This is a genomic window from Variimorphobacter saccharofermentans, from assembly GCF_014174405.1.
GTDB lineage: Bacteria > Bacillota > Clostridia > Lachnospirales > Lachnospiraceae > Mobilitalea > Mobilitalea saccharofermentans.
Window position 1 is genome coordinate 1455001 of record NZ_JACEGA010000001.1, and the last position, 18776, is coordinate 1473776.

Consider the following 18776-nt stretch of genomic DNA (forward strand, 5'->3'; position numbering starts at 1 on the left):
TTTTTGTAGAACGGTCCGGCGAGTTACTTTTGCAGGCAAGGTTAAGGACTGAAAGTCTGGAGCCGAAGGGAAACCAAGTGTTAAAAGCACGTCAAGTCTGTAAGAGTAGACCCGAAACCGGGTGATCTATCCATGTCCAGGTTGAAGCCGCCGTAAAAGGTGGTGGAGGACCGAACACACATCCGTTGAAAAGGGTGGTGATGAGGTGTGGATAGGGGAGAAATTCCAATCGAACCCGGAGATAGCTGGTTCTCCTCGAAATAGCTTTAGGGCTAGCCTCGATTTAGTTTAACGGAGGTAGAGCACTGAATTGCCTAGGGGGCGTCAAAGCTTACCGAAGCATATCAAACTCCGAATGCCGTATAAATAATGATCGGGAGTCAGACTACACGAGATAAGTTGGGTAGTCAAAAGGGAAAGAGCCCAGACCACCAGCTAAGGTCCCAAAGTGAGTGTTAAGTGGAAAAGGATGTGGGATTTCAGAGACAACTAGGATGTTGGCTTAGAAGCAGCCATACATTCAAAGAGTGCGTAATAGCTCACTAGTCGAGAGATCCTGCGCCGAAAATGTCCGGGGCTAAAACACGACACCGAAGCTGTGGAATTGAGAAATCAATTGGTAGAGGAGCATTCTTAAAACGACGAAGCTGTACCGGAAGGAGCAGTGGAGATTTAAGAAGAGAGAATGCCGGAATGAGTAGCGAGATAGAAGTGAGAATCTTCTAGGCCGAATATCCAAGGTTTCCGGGGTAAAGCTGATCTGCCCCGGGTAAGTCGGGACCTAAGGCGAGGCTGAGAAGCGTAGTCGATGGACAACAGGTTGAAATTCCTGTACCTTATGCAGACAGAACTGTGGGGACACGGAAGGGTAGGAAGAGCCGGGAAAGGAAAAACCGGTTCAAGCACAAAGGCGAGTCAGGGAGGCAAATCCCCCGGATGATGCTGAAGTGTGATGAGGAGCGAACCAAAAGTAGCGAAGCTTCCGAACCCAAGCCGTCAAGAAAATCCGCTATTGTTCTGCATAAGCCCGTACCGTAAACCGACACAGGTAGATGAGGAGAGAATCCTAAGGCCGACGGGAGAAGCATTGTTAAGGAACTCGGCAAAATGGCCCCGTAACTTCGGGAGAAGGGGCGCCTGCGAAAGCAGGCCGCAGAGAAATGGCCCAAGCAACTGTTTAGCAAAAACACAGGTCTATGCAAAACCGTAAGGTGAAGTATATGGGCTGACGCCTGCCCGGTGCTGGAAGGTTAAGGGGAGACGTTAGCAGGAACTTTAGTTCCTTGCGAAGCGTTGAACTTAAGCCCCAGTAAACGGCGGCCGTAACTATAACGGTCCTAAGGTAGCGAAATTCCTTGTCAGGTAAGTTCTGACCCGCACGAAAGGCGTAATGATTTGGGCACTGTCTCAACAATGCACCCGGTGAAATTGAAATACCAGTGAAGATGCTGGTTACCCGCGCCAGGACGGAAAGACCCCATGGAGCTTTACTCTAGCTTGATACTGGGACTCGGTAATGCATGCACAGGATAGGTGGGAGGCTAAGAATCTATGACTCCGGTCGTAGAGGAGCCGCTGTTGGGATACCACCCTTGTGTTACTGGGTTTCTAACATGCAGCCGTGAACCGGCTGGTGGACAATGTCAGGCGGGGAGTTTGACTGGGGCGGTCGCCTCCGAAAGGGTATCGGAGGCGCTCAAAGGTTCCCTCAGAATGGTTGGAAACCATTCGAAGAGTGCAAAGGCAGAAGGGAGCTTGACTGTGACACCGACGGGTGGAGCAGGTACGAAAGTAGGACTTAGTGATCCGGTGGTATAAAGTGGGATTGCCATCGCTCAACGGATAAAAGCTACCCTGGGGATAACAGGCTTATCACTCCCAAGAGTTCACATCGACGGAGTGGTTTGGCACCTCGATGTCGGCTCATCGCATCCTGGGGCTGTAGTAGGTCCCAAGGGTTGGGCTGTTCGCCCATTAAAGCGGTACGCGAGCTGGGTTCAGAACGTCGTGAGACAGTTCGGTCCCTATCCGGCGTGGGCGCAGGATATTTGAGAGGAGCTGACCTTAGTACGAGAGGACCGGGTTGGACGAACCACTGGTGCATCGGTTGTCATACCAATGGCACGGCCGAGTAGCCAAGTTTGGAAGGGATAAACGCTGAAGGCATCTAAGCGTGAAGCCCCCCTCAAGATAAGATATCCCATAGCACAAGCTAGTAAGACCCCTTGAAGACGACAAGGTGGATAGGACAAAGGTGGAAGTGCGGTAACGCATGTAGCTGATTGTTACTAATAGGTCGAGGGCTTAACCTAAAAAAGGGTATATAGTGGAAGAGCGGAGTCGCAAGACGAAGCTCTTGGATGTACATTTTCTTGTGTAGTATTTTGTCAATTAACATGACCCCAATAGTTTTACTATATATAACTCAAAGCGTTGTATCTTGCTTTGAGTTTTTTCTTATTTTACTTTAGATATTTCATCTTTCCATTTGTCGATTTTAGTAGTATAATAATGGTAACAATTACAAATAATTTTAGATGTAATAAATACTATAACAGCAATAAATACGATAACTACTTCAGTAAGACCAGAGTAGTAATTCTATAGATAACGAAAAAAGTCGAGGTAGCGAAAAGGTATGAGCTTTCGGGGGTATAAATTTAAATTTGAACTTCATGCAAGTCATTCTGCTCTGGTTAACTCATCCAATCAATACCACTTCCATAATTTTACTATTGTTCTATATTTAAATAATCTGTCTGATTATGATTTGGAGTTGGTACTTTACGAAGATATTGAGTCCTATATATCCAACTGGCTAAGTCAATTTCAGAACAAACTTTTAGAAGAAACTCTTTTGTTTTATAATACTACGGCTACGTTAGAAACCATTGGAGATGCCTTTTACACTATTTTATGTAAAAAACTACTTGAAAAGAATTTCGAGCTGGTAAGGCTGGAGATATACGAAAATCCGACCCGTATTTATTCGGTATCGGAAAAAATACTGGATAGTACAATTAATGAATTACAGGTATTACCGGTTTATAATGCGAGTACTGTGATCGGTGAAGATGATTTATCGTTAAGAGATAATATATACGAAGAAATAGCCGCAACTGATAGTAAGAAAGTCAATAAAGAGGAGATCAACCCTCTAATAGAATTAGCGAAGGATACTGCGGATATATCCAATGAGAATAAATCGTATACGGAAGCATATACAACACAATCTAAACATGGAAGAGAACCAGTTAAGTCAGAGAAAAAAAGTAGAAAACTATTAAAACTCGCAGTCGCTTTAATGCTGTTACTCGCATCTTCCATCAGTATCATGTATGTGATAAAGATAAGCGGTGTATATCCACGTGGATCGGATACATTATGCCATATCTATCGGGCGGATTTGATTTATCATTCGATTCAATCCGGTGTTTGGTATCCTCTATATGACAATATGTGGTATAACGGAGTGGAGATTATGAGATATTGGGGACCACTGCCACTATACTTCATAGCATTATTACAGTATTTTGCCCAAGGGGATGCGTTGAATGCATATTTATTATTTATTGGAGTGGTTTACTTTATCGGAGGCAGTGGATGGCTATTATTCGGATGGAAATACAATCGTATAGGTCTTTCCACTTTTATTGGTATTACCTGGTTTTTATTACCTGAGAATATGAGGGTGCAAATTGATGATGGTAATTTGCCCCGTGCACTCATAAATTCCTTACTTCCCTTTTTGTTCTATTTTATATGGATTACATTAGAAGAGAAGAAATGGTCATCTTTAGTTTCTCTAATATTTATAAATGCATTAATAGGATTATGCCATGCCGGCATTGCTACTATGGTTCTTTTTTCCGTATTAATATATCTTATTGTTCATGCGTTTGCGAATAAAAGCTTTAAAATGCATAAATTCATATTGATTGGAATGATTTTGTCCTTTGCCCTTATTGGTATATGGTTATTTCCTGCATTAAATGGAGGGGCTGTATCAAAAGGAAACAGTACGAACCAGGTAATGAGTATTTTCTTTGAAAATGTTATTCAATCCTTGAATCCGACTGATCGTGTACAAGGTGATTTGAGTGTATTTTATTATGGATTGTCCTTGTTTGTGATAAATATATTGGGAGTTTTGCTCGGCACGAAGAAGGTGCGTTCTAGTTTTTTAACGGCGATGCTTATCTTTTTCTGTACCTCAAAATCCATGTACTCGATATTTGTTAAGCTTCCCTTTAGCCAGTATTTATGGATGATACGGTTTATACCGTTATCTCTGGCATTAATTTATATGTCCATTATATTGTGGAGAGATTTAAAAAAATGGGTGTACATTATGATAGGAATCATAATAATATTGGACATCCTGCCATCCTATCAATACATTTATGCAGAGCCAGAGAAAAGAGTTACAGATGTAAGACAAGCACAATATAATAAAGCAGAAGCTCTAGCAATTGTTCAAGCGAAGGAAGTAACACAACAGAGAATGACTTTATTTGATCTGAGTACCTATGGTGCTTTTGCGCCTTACTATGTATCTGGAGTTGAGCCTAAAGTACAATATACCTTTGGAGCGGGTTGGGAAGGTGCCAGAACAGCATCCAATATTGTTCAGATTAACAGTGCATTAACCTATGGTAATTACTATTTTTTATTTGACCGGTGTCTTGAGTTAGGTGATGATACAATACTATTTCGGATTGATTATTTGGAAAACAAGGAAAGAGACATCGAGCAGCTAATTAAGGCAGGAAAACAATCCGGTTATGACTTAGTATTACAAACCGGACATTCCATGGTTTTTCATCGCGAGATCGGAGAAAGCTTTGGAACAATTGTTACATATAAGAATATTGCAATTGGAGAAGCGGCAAAAAACATTTCGCTGTTATTTCCTTCATTTAAGGAAGGTAATTCTACAAATCTAAGTGATTATACTTTTGAGGAATTAAAAAACTATGACAAAATCTATTTGTCTGACTTTACTTATAACCAGGGAGATGATATAGAATCAATTTTACGAAAATTAGCTGAGAATGGAGTTCAGATATATATTGATATGAATAAAATACCAGTAAACTCTAAGACAAATCGAAATGAAATTCTTGGGGTCAGTGCACAGGTGATTGCTTTCCATGAAAACTTTCCAAGTCTTTACTATCTGGGGAAAGTATATCAGCCTCAAGAGTTTTCAAGTGAAGAAGAGGAGTTGAAGGAGGAGATTACCGATGAGGTAATCTCATGGAACACAGTATATCTTGATGGTATTACCCATATAGACGGTTATTGTACATTGAATGATACACAACTTGTATTTGCAGGAACCGGTAAATATGACAATATCCATTTTCTTGGTTTCAATCTACTGTACCATGCTCTGATTAGTAATGATGTAGAGATTACCAAACTCTTGACAGAGCTTTTCGGAGATAAACTGGAAGACATTCCTATGCGGGTTCCAGTTCCATTAGAGATAGAGTTTCTTCCAGACAGAATTATTATTGACAGTAAGTATGACAATGTGAATACCGCTCTGGCCTTGATCGACATTTTCCATAGCGATAAACCATTAGTTCAGGACAATAATTTGCTAGTGGTAAATAAAGGACGAACCATTATACATATTAAGTACCCATATTTAAAAGAGAGCTTATTCCTTAGCATAAGTGGAATTATAGCTACTGCAATTTACTTAATCATTACCTACAGAGTATTTCATAAAAAGAGTGACAAATGATGATTTGTAACGATTGAAAGAAGGAAAGGTACTAATGAAGAAAATTTCTATAGTAATGATAGTTGTTTTGACTTTACTAATATGCAATCCCAAGCATGTCAATGCGGAGGGAGCTGTGTTTATTGACGGCTCTTTTTCAGACTGGAGTAATGTTTATCATAGCAATATCGCAGACAGTAGCCAATATTTTTCACAGGCAGCGATCATATACGATGAGCAATATATTTATATTCATGTTGTAGAAAAGCCATCGTCGCCTTGGAATACGAATTATCCTACCCTTAATATTAATTGTGATGGGACAAGCAAAAGTATTGTCGTTGTACGTAATGATTATAGTGGCGCCGATGGTACCTTTAATATATCTGTAAAAAATAGTTGGTATAACAATATCAGCAATGCAGAAGGTATAGTATATCGCGCCAATGGCTATAATGAGTGGGAAATTAAGATTCCGGTTTATGATATCTTTGTACCGAACTCTGATCAGTCTTCTGATAATGTAAGGCCTATGGAGGTTACATCAGTTAGTGCTTCCTGGGATACGGGGGGATCAGTTACGCTTAGTGCTGATTATGTAGGAGAACCCTTTCCAACTCCAAGTCCGCTTCCGACTCCGGATCCTAATGTGGAGCAGCCACCTAGACCAGGTATTATTATTGATGGATACTATGATGATTGGGAAAGTATGCCCATGACGGAAGTAGGTTATGATCCAAGCAGACCGAATCGTGCTTCCTTATTAAAGGATGATGGATATATTTATTTATTCTATGAGGTTGATGCAAATGGTAATAAAACAGTACCATTGGATGGCATAAGCATTACCATCAATAATACCTCTTACCAGCTATATATTCGATTCCCAAATGAACAAGGTGCTACGGATTGGAGCAAAGACGTATATAATTTGGATGAAGGAATATATACCGGACTTTCACCCTTTACTTACTGGCCAAATCAAACTCTCGGGGAAGCAGCGGTAACCATTGCAGGAAATAACTGCGTTGAACTAAAGATTGATATGACACGGTTGGAAGAGACACTTGGATTGGAACCGGGTACCATTAGTGGTGGAGCCAATATCTCAGTAAGTTTACCGAATGTTGGAAGTCAGAATTTAGACGCGGTTGGAGTATCTACTGGCTCCTATGGTGGAATACTTATTTGCTTAGGCGTTGTATTGCTTTGCATTTTTATACATTTTGCTCGGGAAAACGGTTATTTAACGAGAAATAAGAGGATGTGAAGCTATGAATGTATTTTTTGTGATTTGCCTTATCATCTGGATATATTTACTCACAGTTTTTTATAGAAGTAAGCTTTACTATTTCCAATTTTTATGGGGGAGTGTGGGGCTGTTCATATTTTTAATGGCTTTCATACAGCCTATTGCTACAAAGCCGCTTATGGAACTGGTATCCTCTGCATCAGGAATTCTCGGGAGAATAACCGGATTTTTTGAAGCTTATCATGAGTATGGTGTGCTTTTTATTTCAAACCACGATTCCTCAATATCTTTATATATCGATTATGAATGCTCTGGAATTATTGAGATGATGGCCTTTGTTTCCATGCTGGCTTTTTTTCAGGTATATGATATCGGGCAAAGACTGATAATTAGTGCAATTGGATGTGTAGGAATATTCTTTGCTAATGTAATACGTATCTTTGTGATATGTACGATCATCTATCTTTATGGTAATGATGCATACTATATTGCTCACACGATTGTTGGACGATTGGTATTTTACAGCATGTCGGTTTTACTTTATTATTATGTTTTTACAAAAACGCAGATTGTTAAACAAAAGATAGGAGGATTCCAATATGCTGAACATACTGAAAGTCCTCGCTAATAAAATAGTTTTCTGGGCTGCTTGGGTTGTAATCCCCCTTATTATTGAGATATTCCCGGCAATTCTTGGCTTTTTTGTTTTACTTAAAAAGCGGATTACCTTTCGGAATGATCCGGAACCTATCTATTATCCTCATGTTACATTGATTATTCCAGTATATAATTCGGCCGGAACATTGGAACAATGCCTTGAATCAGTTAATAAGTCCAGTTATCCCATTGAGAAAATGAATATCTTACTAGTTAATAACGGAAGTAGGGATAATAGCTTCAGCGTATTTCAAAAGTACCAATATACCCATACCTATATGAATATGAAGTGGATGAATGCCCAACAGGGGAAATCTAAGGCTCTTAATATGGCTTTATTTCATAGTGAAGGGAAATACATCATTCACATAGATAGTGATGGTGCATTGCATCCGGAGGCAATTAAGAATCTGGTTTGTCGTTTTGAAGCTCATAAAAACATCCATTGTATGACGGGAGCAATTCTGACAAATCCGGCGTTGATCGATAATACGAAAGGCTTTTTTAAGCGATGTATGCAGAAAACAGAATTTTATGAATATGCACAGGCATTTTTGGCTGGACGCAACTATGAGGCTGAATGGAACAGTATCTTTACGATGTCCGGTGCTTTTTCAGCCTTCCGTAAATCAACCATATTAAAAACCCAGTTATATAATACGGATACTGTATGTGAGGATACTCATGTAACCTTTCAGGTTCGTCATTTACTAAAGCGAAAGATTGACCTGTGTGAGAACGCTGTCTTCTTTGTTGATCCGATTGAAGATTTCCGGACCTTGTATGTACAAAGGCAACGTTGGCAGAGAGGAGAACTGGAAGTTGCACATATGTTCCCGGGTGAGGATAATTTTATTAAGGGAATCCTGAATAATTTTATGCTCAGACTTTTATTGTTTGATCATACCTTTGCGTTTCCAAGAATGATTTGGTATTTCGCGTTAATCTGCCTGACATTTTTGGACTATCCATTCCGTTTTATTGTTATCTCGGTTGTGTTTATTTATTTGTTATATGTCGTCTCAGCGTTTTTATATTACCTAAATATATGCTCCTACCTGTATTGGGATAAGAAGTTAAGAAAGTATTATGCAAGGAAGCTGCCCTATATTATTTTGCTTCCGGTATTTAACTTTATTATGTACTGGTTCCGCTTTGCCGGTATTATTAACAGCATAAAGGGACCAAGCAACTGGAGAACAAAGTCCTTCAAAGAGGAATTTGGAATATTCAGAAAAGTGATAGACGATGATTTATCTTTTGTAAAGAAAATTATCAAAAGAATGAAACATTATATATATGAAGAATAATTCAGAATAAAGCATTATCATTCCGTAAGGAAAGGTAGAATTCTAATGAAAAGAATAGTGAAAGATGATAATACTGCAAAGAATGGGAGAATCTTATTATCAGTAATCCTTTTTTGCATCCTGATATTTGTATTAGTTGTACTGGATATTGACAATTTTACAAAAAATAGCATTGCTGTCTATACTGCTTCCCAAGAGGAAAGAGTATTGGATATGATGTATTCTGCTACTGAGATTTCAGAGTTGAATACGCAATCTTATGATACTAATCTGGTAGAAATGATAAAAAGTAATTTTTCTACATCTTCCAGTATATTTTGCTTTGTTGCGAAAGATGATCAAATCATATTTCTTAAGGATGATAACACAACCTTAAGTCTGCTGGATAAATATAGTGGAAAGCTGGAAGACGTGATTCGACCGCTAGATAAAGAAGGATTTAGGATAGAAGGTCACTCCGGATCATTAAGGGCTAAATTATACGATCATAGAGATTACTATGTATCAGTTGCCTCTTATACGTATGATAATGTGAATTATAAATTGGGTATTTGCTCCAGAGAATATTATTTAACAACGAAGATGAAGATGCAACTACTGCTTCTTCATGTATATACCTATCTGACTCTTATTATCATAGCCTTTATATCACTTACCTTTTTCCTGCTACAGAAGACAAAAAAAGATAGACTTAAGATTAACCAGTTGGAGAGTGAAACAGCGAATAGTCGTTTATTGATCGATAAATTAAACGAGGATATTTTAAAAATAACGATAAATAAAACATCAAATCGAACAAGTGGATTATTAGCAAAGGACTTAGTGGAAAGCATTATACATAATTTAAGTGAGGAACAGAAAAAACAGACATTTAAGGTCTGTATTAAAATACAAGCTCCTCGACAGGAGCTATACACCAATGTTGCTGCCCAACTGGACCGCTTTTATGTGGATAATTGTATTAGCTGCTTATGGTCTGAGAATGAATTCTTAGTCTTACTGCCGAATTCTTCGTACAGAGATGCCAAGTACTTTATACAAGTGTTTCACCAGCAATATGTTATCAGCTTCGGAGATTATCAGGAAGACATATTAATGTATGTTATGTTACCGGAAGAAAAAATAGGAGATCGGATATGAGATATAGCCAATATAGATTTAAATTCTATCTGAATGCGAGTCATGCTATTTATATCCAGGGTATCATGGGAGAAAGGCATCCTCACACTTGGGAAATTCAAATAAATGCAATTAAACAACAGGAACAATTTGTCAAGTTTGATGAAGTAGAGACGATAATTGAAGCCTTTTTAGAGAAATATCAGAATAAATTCTTAAATTGCTATCAGCCCTTTGATGTAATTAATCCAACCTTAGAGAATATATCAGAGTTTCTTATGAAGAGCTTACAAGGTATTATGCAGCCGCTGGGATGGGCAGTTTACGAATTAGAGGTAAGTGAAACTCCGACCAGATCCTATATTATAAGTCTGGTAGAAAATAGTATAACAACTGAGCTTCAACGGAAAAATCTTGTTAAAGATATTATCGATAGCTCATTTTCAATCCCTGTGGAAACACCTGACAACAATAATAGGTAACACAATCATAACGATTCAAAAGACAAATGAAATAAAAAGGAGGGTGTATATGACTTATCTTGAACAAACTGCAATTATTATTCCATCCTTAAACCCAGATCAACGAATGATCGATTTGATTCAAAATCTAAAAAACGCAGGATTTCAGCTGATACTTATTGTAAACGATGGAAGCAGCAGAAAGTATGCGGAATTTTACGACAAGGCAGCAAATGACTTTGGATGTAAAGTGTTGGAACATGCTATTAATCTCGGAAAGGGACGAGCATTAAAGACAGCCTTTAACTATATCATTACCCGCTGGCATAATTGCACTGGTGCGGTTACCGTCGATTCGGATGGACAGCATAGTGTTCAGGATATCATTCGATGCATGGATGAGCTATACCGTCATCAAGATTGCCTTATTCTGGGAAGCAGGGACTTCTCCAGTGGCAATGTTCCATTTCGTAGCAAAGCAGGTAATATCATAACACGTCAAGTATTAAGTATGTTATGTGGTATCAGCTTATCAGATACTCAGACTGGATTAAGAGGCTTGTCACAAAAGCATATGATGGAATTTCTGGACGTTAGTGGTGAGCGCTTTGAATATGAGATGAATATGCTGATTCATGCTAAGGAAAAGAAGATAAGAATTATGGAAATACCGATTCAGACGATCTATCTCGAGAATAATAAATCCTCTCATTTTAATCCTCTTACGGATTCAATCAAGATATATGCTATGTTTTTCAAGTTTGTGTTATCTGCAATTTCTTCCTTCGCAATTGATGCAATTTTATTTGTGATTTTTAATGCCGTATTTCGTAATATCATTCCGGATTACTACATCATAATAAGCACTATAATTGCTAGAATATTTTCCTCAATTTATAATTTTACTATGAATAAGAATAATGTCTTCCAAAGTAAGGATAATACAAAATCAACTGTGATTAAGTATTATGTATTGTGTCTCCTTCAGATGATCGCTTCTGCTACAGGAGTTACGTTACTATATAAGTTATTGCATGTTAATGAAGTTATTATAAAAATCCTGGTAGACTTTGTATTGTTCTTACTTGGTTATCGGATACAGATGAAATGGGTTTTCCATTCAAAGGAGTAATGCCAGATTATCATGATTTAGAAAGATGAACATAGAAAAAAATATATTATTTTGTGATTATATAATACCACAAAATCGCCCATTTTACAAGACTTGTAAATCAAAACCTCCGATTATACAATAGGTTCATATCATAACAGGAGGAATCATAATTGGAGTATAATATTGAAGAGCTACTTATTTTGGTAAAGGAACTTACGGACAGTTATACAAGCAAAGAAAGTACTTCCATAACCTATGAGGCAGCACAACAGTTGATGGGCGCAGTTATGTACTGTATACAGGAAAATTACAGGGCTTTTGATTGTCAAGAAAATTCAGAAGCCCTTGTTTCTATGGAAAAAAGATTTCAGACAGCCAGGGAAGCCTATGACAACGGATATCGATGCGTAGTTGATAAGATAAGAAAAGCAAATGAGCTATATAATAATATCATATTAGACTTTAAAGATTATGGAAATCACGCATATTATGATACGGTGGTCAAGGGAATACCAGAATTCTTCAAATGGTATGATCCGGTACTGAATCCGATGAAACATATCATTCTAATTGACTATAATGTTCTAGAACCGCTGCATGACTTAGAAGGCATCGATTTGATATATCGTTACCTGCTTTGCATACAGATGGAGCAAAAATTCTTAAGATACTTCCCCGATGAATATATAAGGAAAGTATTAGTCTTGTATCATTCCGATTACGAAGAATTAATATTCAATCTATGTGGAGTATTATTAAAAAAATTCCTTGTCAATCGATTGATTGATACTAGGCTTGAAGATATGGACTATAATACAGATAACTTTCACAAGCTTTCCGAGATCATTTGTCAATTGAGTAAGGAGGAACTGGAGGAAAGATTATATAGTTATCTGCAAGCATTCATCAATGATAAATATTCAGGAGACCAGAATTTATATCGTTATCTGGCTAATGAGATCTCGAATATATCAGAGGAACTTAGGAATACGGTTAAGAATCACTGTTACGGTAATTTATTATAGGGGGCGATACGATGGATGATCATACTATATTCGATTTAATGTTAGTACAACAGCAAAAGCAGGAACTTGAACGGGTACTTGAATGTAATAAAAAGACAGAAAAATATGGTTTGGTATTATCTGAAAAAGAGGCGAATCATTTGATGTTATGTCGTAAGGAAACATTAGCAGAGACGAGGAGAGTAGAGTTTGGAGAGGGTATTCTTCCAAAGATAATCTACTATTTCTGTGATTCACAGTTTATTAATCAGGATTCCTATGCAGATACTCTGGAACAGCTTCAGGATATATTCTATCAATTCAAAAATGAAACTCAGGATGAGCTTACAGATGATGAACTGCTAAGTTTTATGAGAAAGCAATTTGACGAAGTGTGTTATGGGGATATGGATTATCTATGCAATACTTGCATGGAACGGTATGCAAGAGCGACCCGCTCAGGATTTAATAATCAGTTGCAGTCCAGACTTCGGGATGAGTATTCTTTAAGAGAAACGGAAAATGAATATGATATATTATCCGAGGAGATACGGTGGGATTATGGGTTATATAAAGCGAAACTGGACGATATGATTAATTAATGGGAAAACATCAATCAGCTTCGAATAAATATCTTACCATAGTTTTGTCGATCATCAATATCAAATCGATATAAATAATCTGACCATCTACCATATACACTAGCCATAGATATTCCCAAAATGGCACTGCTTTGTATTTCGAAGGGATAAAAAGATACGATTCATAGGAGTTGTTGCAATACCAGATTACGAGTGGTAAAATTGTCTTATCAAGGGAACAAAATGAAATAGAACGAATAAATGAGATACTATTTAAGAAATATATTCAGAGTATTGAAGTAATAAAAAATCCACAAGGTCTTTAAATACAGGACCTTGTGGACTTCCTAGCTACTGCGGATGAAGGGACTTGAACCCCCACGAAGTCGCCCTCGGCAGATTTTGAGTCTGCTGCGTCTGCCATTCCGCCACATCCGCTTAGTGACGAAGATTATTCTAGCACAATTGATTTTAGATTTCAAGTATGAAAATTAAATTCCAGAAGAAAATAATGAAAGCTAACAAAGGAGCTGTTATCCATGATTTGCAGTAGAGCTCAGAATATGATTACACCGTTTATTAATAAGGAATTGAACCTCAAGGATACAGAGGCCTTTTTAAATCATATTAATCACTGTCAGAACTGTCATGAGGAGTTAGAGGTATATTATGTGCTTCTTACTGCGATGAAACAATTGGACGAGGATAAGAATTTATCCGATGATTATGGATTGGAGCTGTCTAAGGAGTTGGAAAAAGCCCAGGAAAGGGTAATCCATGCAAAATATACATATTTTCGAAAAAAAGCTATTCTATTTTTATCTATGATTCTGCTGGCTTTTTTCATCAGCTTCCGTTATTCTTATAAGGACGGACAAGATGTTACGCAGGTATTGGAAAGTACCTTTGGCCTAAGAGACTCATTTCGGGATATTCGTAATAATGATCTGGAAAAACTATTACAAATACGACTGGAAGAGTTGGATAATGATTAATAATATAATGATAGTTATTCCATATATCTAATTGAAATGATACGATCGATTTGATGAAGATATAATAGGTTCGGTTGGGAAGATGCGATAGGAGTTCCCAGAATTATTAACATGGAAAGGAGTTTCGTAGGAGCTAATTATGAATCGCTTTACCTTATAAAATGTGTTCTGTCACTCCAGTATGTGGAGGTTTGGCAGAATAATGATTGATTTCGCAGAGTAAATAGGTTTTCTTGTTCCTACAGATAATGATTATGGCTAAGAAAATAGTATTAATTGATGGACACAGTATATTAAATAGAGCATTTTATGGACTTCCGGATATGACTACATCAAAGGGGGAACATACCAATGCAGTGCTTGGCTTTATAAGCATTATGTTTAAAATTCTAGATGAGGAAAAGCCGGATTATCTTACGGTAGCCTTTGATACCAATCATCCTACGTTTCGGCATGAAATGTATGCTGAATATAAGGGAACGAGAAAAGGAATGCCGGAGGAGCTGCGCGAACAGGTTCCTGTTATGAAGGAAGTGTTAAAAGCGATGAATATCGCGATTCTCGAAAAGCCGGGCTATGAAGCAGATGACATTCTAGGCACTTTAGCAACCAGAGCAGAAGAGGCTGGGAATCAGGTATCTTTGGTATCCGGTGATAGGGATTTGCTTCAGCTTGCCAGTGATAAAATCAAGATTCGAATCCCGAAGACAAAGAGAACAGGAACAGAGATTGAGGATTACTATGCTCAGGACGTAGTGGAACGCTATCATGTTACACCGAAGCAGTTTATTGATCTGAAAGGCCTTATGGGTGATGCTTCGGATAATATTCCCGGTGTTCCCGGAATAGGAGAAAAAACAGCCGGCAAGTTAATTGAAAGCTATCAGTCTATCGAAAATATATACCAGCATATCGATGAAATGAGTCCAAGTAAAGTAACAACATCGCTTAAGGAGAATCGCGAAATTGCATTCTTATCAAAGCAGTTAGCGACAATCAATACAAATTGTGATTTGGAATTTAAGATAGAGGATGCGACTCTTGGTAATTTATATAATGAGGAGGTCTATCTACTCTTTAAACGCCTTGAGTTCAAGAGTCTTCTGTCCAGATTTCAGACAGAGGAAGTGAGTCATACCACCGGAATTGAGAAAAACTTTCAGTGGATTACTGAACCCGGAGAAGCTAGTCAAATCTTTGCATCTATACAGGATAAAGTCGCTCATCCGATAGGATTACAGCTGATATTTGAGAATGACAGCTTTCTTGGTTTATCTCTATGTAAGGAAGAGGAGAATATATTCTTTATTCAATGCGATGAACGTATTACAAAGGAGTATTTAACGATCAGTGCGAGTCATCTGGCAAGGAAAGGCTATCTGACCTCCGTTATAGGATTAAAAGAACAGCTAACTTACCTTAAGGTGACAGAAAAGGATAATATGTTTGATGCTTCCGTTGCGGCATATCTGCTTAATCCATTAACGGATACCTATCATTATGATGATATTGCCAGAGATTATATTGGGCTTACTGTGCCCTCCAGAGATGATTTATTAGGAAAGAACAGTCTTGTTTCTGCTATGAATGAGAACAAGGAAGCCTTTTTATCCTATGCTTGTTATAGCGCTTACATTGCTTTTCGTTCTGCAGAAAAGTTGCGTGATTTATTATTCCGAGCTGGTATGCAGCAGCTATTTGAGACAATCGAAATGCCGTTAATCTATACGCTCCATGATATGGAGGTTCGAGGAATCAGAGTAAACAAAGACGCTCTCAGAGAATATGGCGATAATTTAACCGTAGGAATTGATAAGCTGGAAAAGAATATCTATGAATTAGTGGGTGAGAAATTCAATATTAATTCTCCGAAACAGCTGGGCGTCATCTTATTTGAAAAGCTTCAGCTTCCCTTTGGTAAAAAAACCAAAACTGGATACTCCACCTCTGCGGATATTTTAGAAAAGCTTCAGTCCGAGCATCCTGTTGTGGCAATGATTCTGGAGTATCGGCAACTAACCAAGTTGAAATCCACCTATGCGGATGGTCTGGCAGGATATATTCAGGCAGATGAGCGGATCCATGGTAAGTTTCATCAGACTATAACCGCCACAGGTAGAATCAGCAGTACGGATCCGAACCTGCAGAACATTCCGATCCGGATGGAGTTGGGAAGACAGATTCGTAAAGTTTTCATTCCAGAGGAGAATTATGTCTTCTTAGATGCTGATTATTCCCAGATTGAACTTCGTGTTCTGGCACATATGTCAGGGGATGAAAGGCTGATTGCTGCATATCGGGAAGCGAAGGATATTCACCGGATTACGGCTTCAGAGGTATTCCATATACCGTTTGAGGAAGTGACACCAGCACAGCGAAGCAGTGCTAAGGCAGTCAACTTCGGTATTGTATATGGTATCAGCTCCTTTGGACTGGGGCAGGACCTGAATATTACCCGTAAGGAAGCAGAGCGGTATATTGATAAGTATTTCCAGACCTATCCGAATGTGAAAGCATATCTAGATCGATTGGTAATGGATGCTAAAGAATTAGGATACTCTACCACCTTATTCGGACGCAGGAGACCGATACCGGAGCTAAACTCCAGTAATTTTATGCAACGCTCCTTCGGTGAAAGAGTAGCTATGAATTCACCAATACAGGGAACGGCTGCGGATATTATTAAGATTGCCATGCTTCGGGTAAACCAAAAACTTAAGGAAGGTAACTATCGTTCCAGACTTATTCTTCAGATACATGATGAATTATTAGTAGAGACACATAAAGAGGAAATCGAACAGGTGGCCAAAATCATGGTAGAGGAGATGCAGAGTGCTGCTGAATTATCAGTTCCTTTAGAAGCTGAGGTAAAAGAAGGAAATAACTGGTACGAAGCGAAATAGAGTACAGCAAGGTGTGAGCATATGAAGGTAATAGGAATAACTGGTGGAATTGGCAGTGGTAAATCACTGGTGGCAGATATATTAAAGAAGAAGTACAACGCTTATATTGTCAATACGGATGCGATAGCAAAGAAACAGATGGAGCCGGGAGGCGCAAGCTATCAAGGCGTTATTGATTATTTCGGGCAGGATATTGTTGCAGAAGATAAATCCATCGATCGTCAAAAGTTATCTGCTATTGTATTTGATAATAAGGAAAAATTAAAAAAGTTAAATGAACTTACCCATCCTCAGGTACTTAAAGCGGTTTTGGAGGAAGTCAATACATTACGGGAAGTTGGTAATATTCCATATATCGTAATAGAGACAGCGTTAATGATTGAAGCCGGCTATGATTATTTCTGCGATGAGGTATGGTACGTATATAGTCCGGAGGAAGAAAGACGAAAGCGACTGAAAAGGGATAGAGATTACTCGGATGAGAAGATGGATGCTATTTTTAAGAGTCAGAGTAAAGATGCCGCATTCAGGGAGAGATATAGTATTATTATAGAGAATACAGGAGATGTCGATGAACTGGAAGTACAGATACAAAGACTGTTATTAGACTAACATCCTATGCTAAAGGCTATATAAATAAAGAAGTCATTATATATCATAGGGTCAGGGTGGGGAAGGTACCGACCAAAAAGAATATATCTTGACAAAATATCTGAAATGAGGGATACTCATTTAGAATATATACAAGCTATTGGGACTAATAATTCATATAAAAGATAGGAAGATAGACATGAAATTATGCAGTATAGCAAGCGGCAGCAGTGGGAACTGCATTTATGTCGGAAGCAATAATACGAATTTACTGGTAGATGCCGGAATTAGTGCAAAGAGAATAGAAAATGGACTGAATGGGATAGATATATTTCCGGATACCATACAGGGGATACTGATTACCCATGAGCATTCCGACCATATATCCGGTCTTGGGATACTGGCACGCAGATATCATATTCCGATCTATGCAACCTATGAGACAGTACGTTCCATTCAATCAATAAAGAGCTTGGGTGACATTCCGGTTGAACTATTTCGCTATGTTAAACCGAATGAAAGCTTTTTGATAAATGATATTCAGGTAGAGCCATTTTCAACTTCCCATGATGCGGCCAATCCGGTATGCTATACGATGCAATCGGAGGGGCATAAAATCGGTATTGCAACAGACCTGGGAAAATACGATGATTATATCATATCGAAGCTGGAGGACTCAGAGCTTTTATTTATTGAAGCGAACCATGATGTAAATATGCTGATGGTAGGGAAGTATCCTTATTATTTAAAGCAAAGAATATTAGGAGATCGAGGCCATTTATCCAATGAGACCTCTGCGAATCTAATTAACCGTTTAATTCATCCCAAATTGAAAAATATATTGCTGGCACATCTTAGTAAAGAAAATAATTATGAGGAACTTGCATATGAGACAGTTTGTTGTGAATTAACGAACTGTGGCAGTGATTTTCTAGCAGGAAATGTAAACGTAGCTCATCGGGATAGACCGTCATCGATGGTTATGGTATAAATATAGAATAAGCGCTGAAGATCTCCGATAGGTAATGATTTACCGATGGAGAAGACATCGCAGA

General features: G+C 38.2%; 13 protein-coding genes, 1 tRNA gene and 1 rRNA gene (1 of these 15 running past the window's edge). 14 read left to right on the plus strand and 1 reads right to left on the minus strand.

The genetic code is table 11. The features are described 5' to 3' along the window. From H0486_RS06350 to H0486_RS06395, 10 genes are all read left to right on the plus strand, one after another. Nucleotides 1–2312, plus strand: a 23S ribosomal RNA gene (locus H0486_RS06350); it begins 764 nt to the left of the window's first position. A 326-nt stretch (nucleotides 2313–2638) separates the two neighbouring features. Beyond that, on the plus strand, nucleotides 2639–5755 hold the full coding sequence (locus H0486_RS06355) for a 6-pyruvoyl-tetrahydropterin synthase-related protein (protein ID WP_228352199.1): 3117 nt from the start codon (nucleotides 2639–2641) through the stop codon (nucleotides 5753–5755). A 34-nt stretch (nucleotides 5756–5789) separates the two neighbouring features. Further along, on the plus strand, nucleotides 5790–7004 hold the full coding sequence (locus H0486_RS06360) for a Firmicu-CTERM sorting domain-containing protein (RefSeq protein ID WP_228352200.1): 1215 nt from the start codon (nucleotides 5790–5792) through the stop codon (nucleotides 7002–7004). 4 nt (nucleotides 7005–7008) lie between these two features. Then, entirely contained in the window at nucleotides 7009–7614 is a 606-nt protein-coding gene (xrtG, locus tag H0486_RS06365) for an exosortase family protein XrtG (protein ID WP_228352201.1), read from the plus strand. Continuing rightward, nucleotides 7586–8953, plus strand: a complete 1368-nt coding sequence (locus H0486_RS06370; protein WP_228352202.1) for a TIGR03111 family XrtG-associated glycosyltransferase — start codon at nucleotides 7586–7588, stop codon at nucleotides 8951–8953. Before xrtG ends, H0486_RS06370 begins: the two co-directional genes overlap by 29 nt. Nucleotides 8954–8998: 45 nt before the next feature. Beyond that, the gene (locus tag H0486_RS06375) at nucleotides 8999–10093 is read left to right on the plus strand and encodes a hypothetical protein (RefSeq protein WP_228352203.1); all 1095 of its coding nucleotides are present in this window, start codon (nucleotides 8999–9001) and stop codon (nucleotides 10091–10093) included. Further along, nucleotides 10090–10554 carry a 6-carboxytetrahydropterin synthase gene (locus tag H0486_RS06380; RefSeq protein ID WP_228352204.1) on the plus strand — a complete coding sequence of 155 codons (465 nt, stop codon included), beginning with the start codon at nucleotides 10090–10092 and terminating at the stop codon, nucleotides 10552–10554. Before H0486_RS06375 ends, H0486_RS06380 begins: the two co-directional genes overlap by 4 nt. Before the next feature lie 49 nt (nucleotides 10555–10603). Beyond that, nucleotides 10604–11665 carry a glycosyltransferase gene (locus H0486_RS06385; RefSeq protein ID WP_228352205.1) on the plus strand — a complete coding sequence of 354 codons (1062 nt, stop codon included), beginning with the start codon at nucleotides 10604–10606 and terminating at the stop codon, nucleotides 11663–11665. Nucleotides 11666–11817: 152 nt separating this feature from the next. Continuing rightward, entirely contained in the window at nucleotides 11818–12672 is an 855-nt protein-coding gene (locus H0486_RS06390; RefSeq protein ID WP_228352206.1) for a DUF6179 domain-containing protein, read from the plus strand. An 11-nt stretch (nucleotides 12673–12683) separates the two neighbouring features. Further along, nucleotides 12684–13253, plus strand: coding sequence for a DUF6323 family protein (locus H0486_RS06395; protein ID WP_228352207.1), 570 nt, complete (start codon nucleotides 12684–12686; stop codon nucleotides 13251–13253). A 334-nt stretch (nucleotides 13254–13587) separates the two neighbouring features. On the opposite strand, the gene H0486_RS06400 is transcribed toward H0486_RS06395, so the two are convergent. Further along, nucleotides 13588–13670: transfer RNA gene (locus tag H0486_RS06400), tRNA-Leu, on the minus strand. 101 nt (nucleotides 13671–13771) lie between these two features. Between H0486_RS06400 and H0486_RS06405 the strand changes: the two genes are divergently transcribed. From H0486_RS06405 to H0486_RS06420, 4 genes are all read left to right on the plus strand, one after another. Next, a complete protein-coding gene (locus H0486_RS06405; protein ID WP_228352208.1) occupies nucleotides 13772–14227 on the plus strand; it encodes an anti-sigma factor in 456 nt (151 codons plus the stop codon). Between the two features lie 254 nt (nucleotides 14228–14481). Further along, nucleotides 14482–17130 carry a DNA polymerase I gene (gene polA / locus H0486_RS06410; RefSeq protein WP_228352209.1) on the plus strand — a complete coding sequence of 883 codons (2649 nt, stop codon included), beginning with the start codon at nucleotides 14482–14484 and terminating at the stop codon, nucleotides 17128–17130. A gap of 21 nt (nucleotides 17131–17151) precedes the next feature. After that, nucleotides 17152–17742, plus strand: coding sequence for a dephospho-CoA kinase (gene coaE, locus H0486_RS06415; protein WP_228352210.1), 591 nt, complete (start codon nucleotides 17152–17154; stop codon nucleotides 17740–17742). 178 nt (nucleotides 17743–17920) lie between these two features. Further along, nucleotides 17921–18712 (plus strand): MBL fold metallo-hydrolase, encoded by a 792-nt coding sequence (locus H0486_RS06420; protein ID WP_228352211.1) that lies wholly within the window; start codon nucleotides 17921–17923, stop codon nucleotides 18710–18712. The last annotated feature ends 64 nt before the right edge of the window (nucleotides 18713–18776 follow it).

Bases quoted from the DNA above. Each gene is read 5' to 3' on its own strand.
- H0486_RS06355 (WP_228352199.1), top strand. From the start codon at position 2,639: ATGAGCTTTCGGGGGTATAAATTTAAATTTGAACTTCATGCAAGTCAT.
- H0486_RS06405 (WP_228352208.1), top strand. From the start codon at position 13,772: ATGATTTGCAGTAGAGCTCAGAATATGATTACACCGTTTATTAATAAG.
- coaE (WP_228352210.1), top strand. From the start codon at position 17,152: ATGAAGGTAATAGGAATAACTGGTGGAATTGGCAGTGGTAAATCACTG.
- H0486_RS06385 (WP_228352205.1), top strand. From the start codon at position 10,604: ATGACTTATCTTGAACAAACTGCAATTATTATTCCATCCTTAAACCCA.
- H0486_RS06360 (WP_228352200.1), top strand. From the start codon at position 5,790: ATGAAGAAAATTTCTATAGTAATGATAGTTGTTTTGACTTTACTAATA.
- H0486_RS06420 (WP_228352211.1), top strand. From the start codon at position 17,921: ATGAAATTATGCAGTATAGCAAGCGGCAGCAGTGGGAACTGCATTTAT.
- H0486_RS06395 (WP_228352207.1), top strand. From the start codon at position 12,684: ATGGATGATCATACTATATTCGATTTAATGTTAGTACAACAGCAAAAG.
- H0486_RS06375 (WP_228352203.1), top strand. From the start codon at position 8,999: ATGAAAAGAATAGTGAAAGATGATAATACTGCAAAGAATGGGAGAATC.
- H0486_RS06380 (WP_228352204.1), top strand. From the start codon at position 10,090: ATGAGATATAGCCAATATAGATTTAAATTCTATCTGAATGCGAGTCAT.
- xrtG (WP_228352201.1), top strand. From the start codon at position 7,009: ATGAATGTATTTTTTGTGATTTGCCTTATCATCTGGATATATTTACTC.
- polA (WP_228352209.1), top strand. From the start codon at position 14,482: ATGGCTAAGAAAATAGTATTAATTGATGGACACAGTATATTAAATAGA.
- H0486_RS06370 (WP_228352202.1), top strand. From the start codon at position 7,586: ATGCTGAACATACTGAAAGTCCTCGCTAATAAAATAGTTTTCTGGGCT.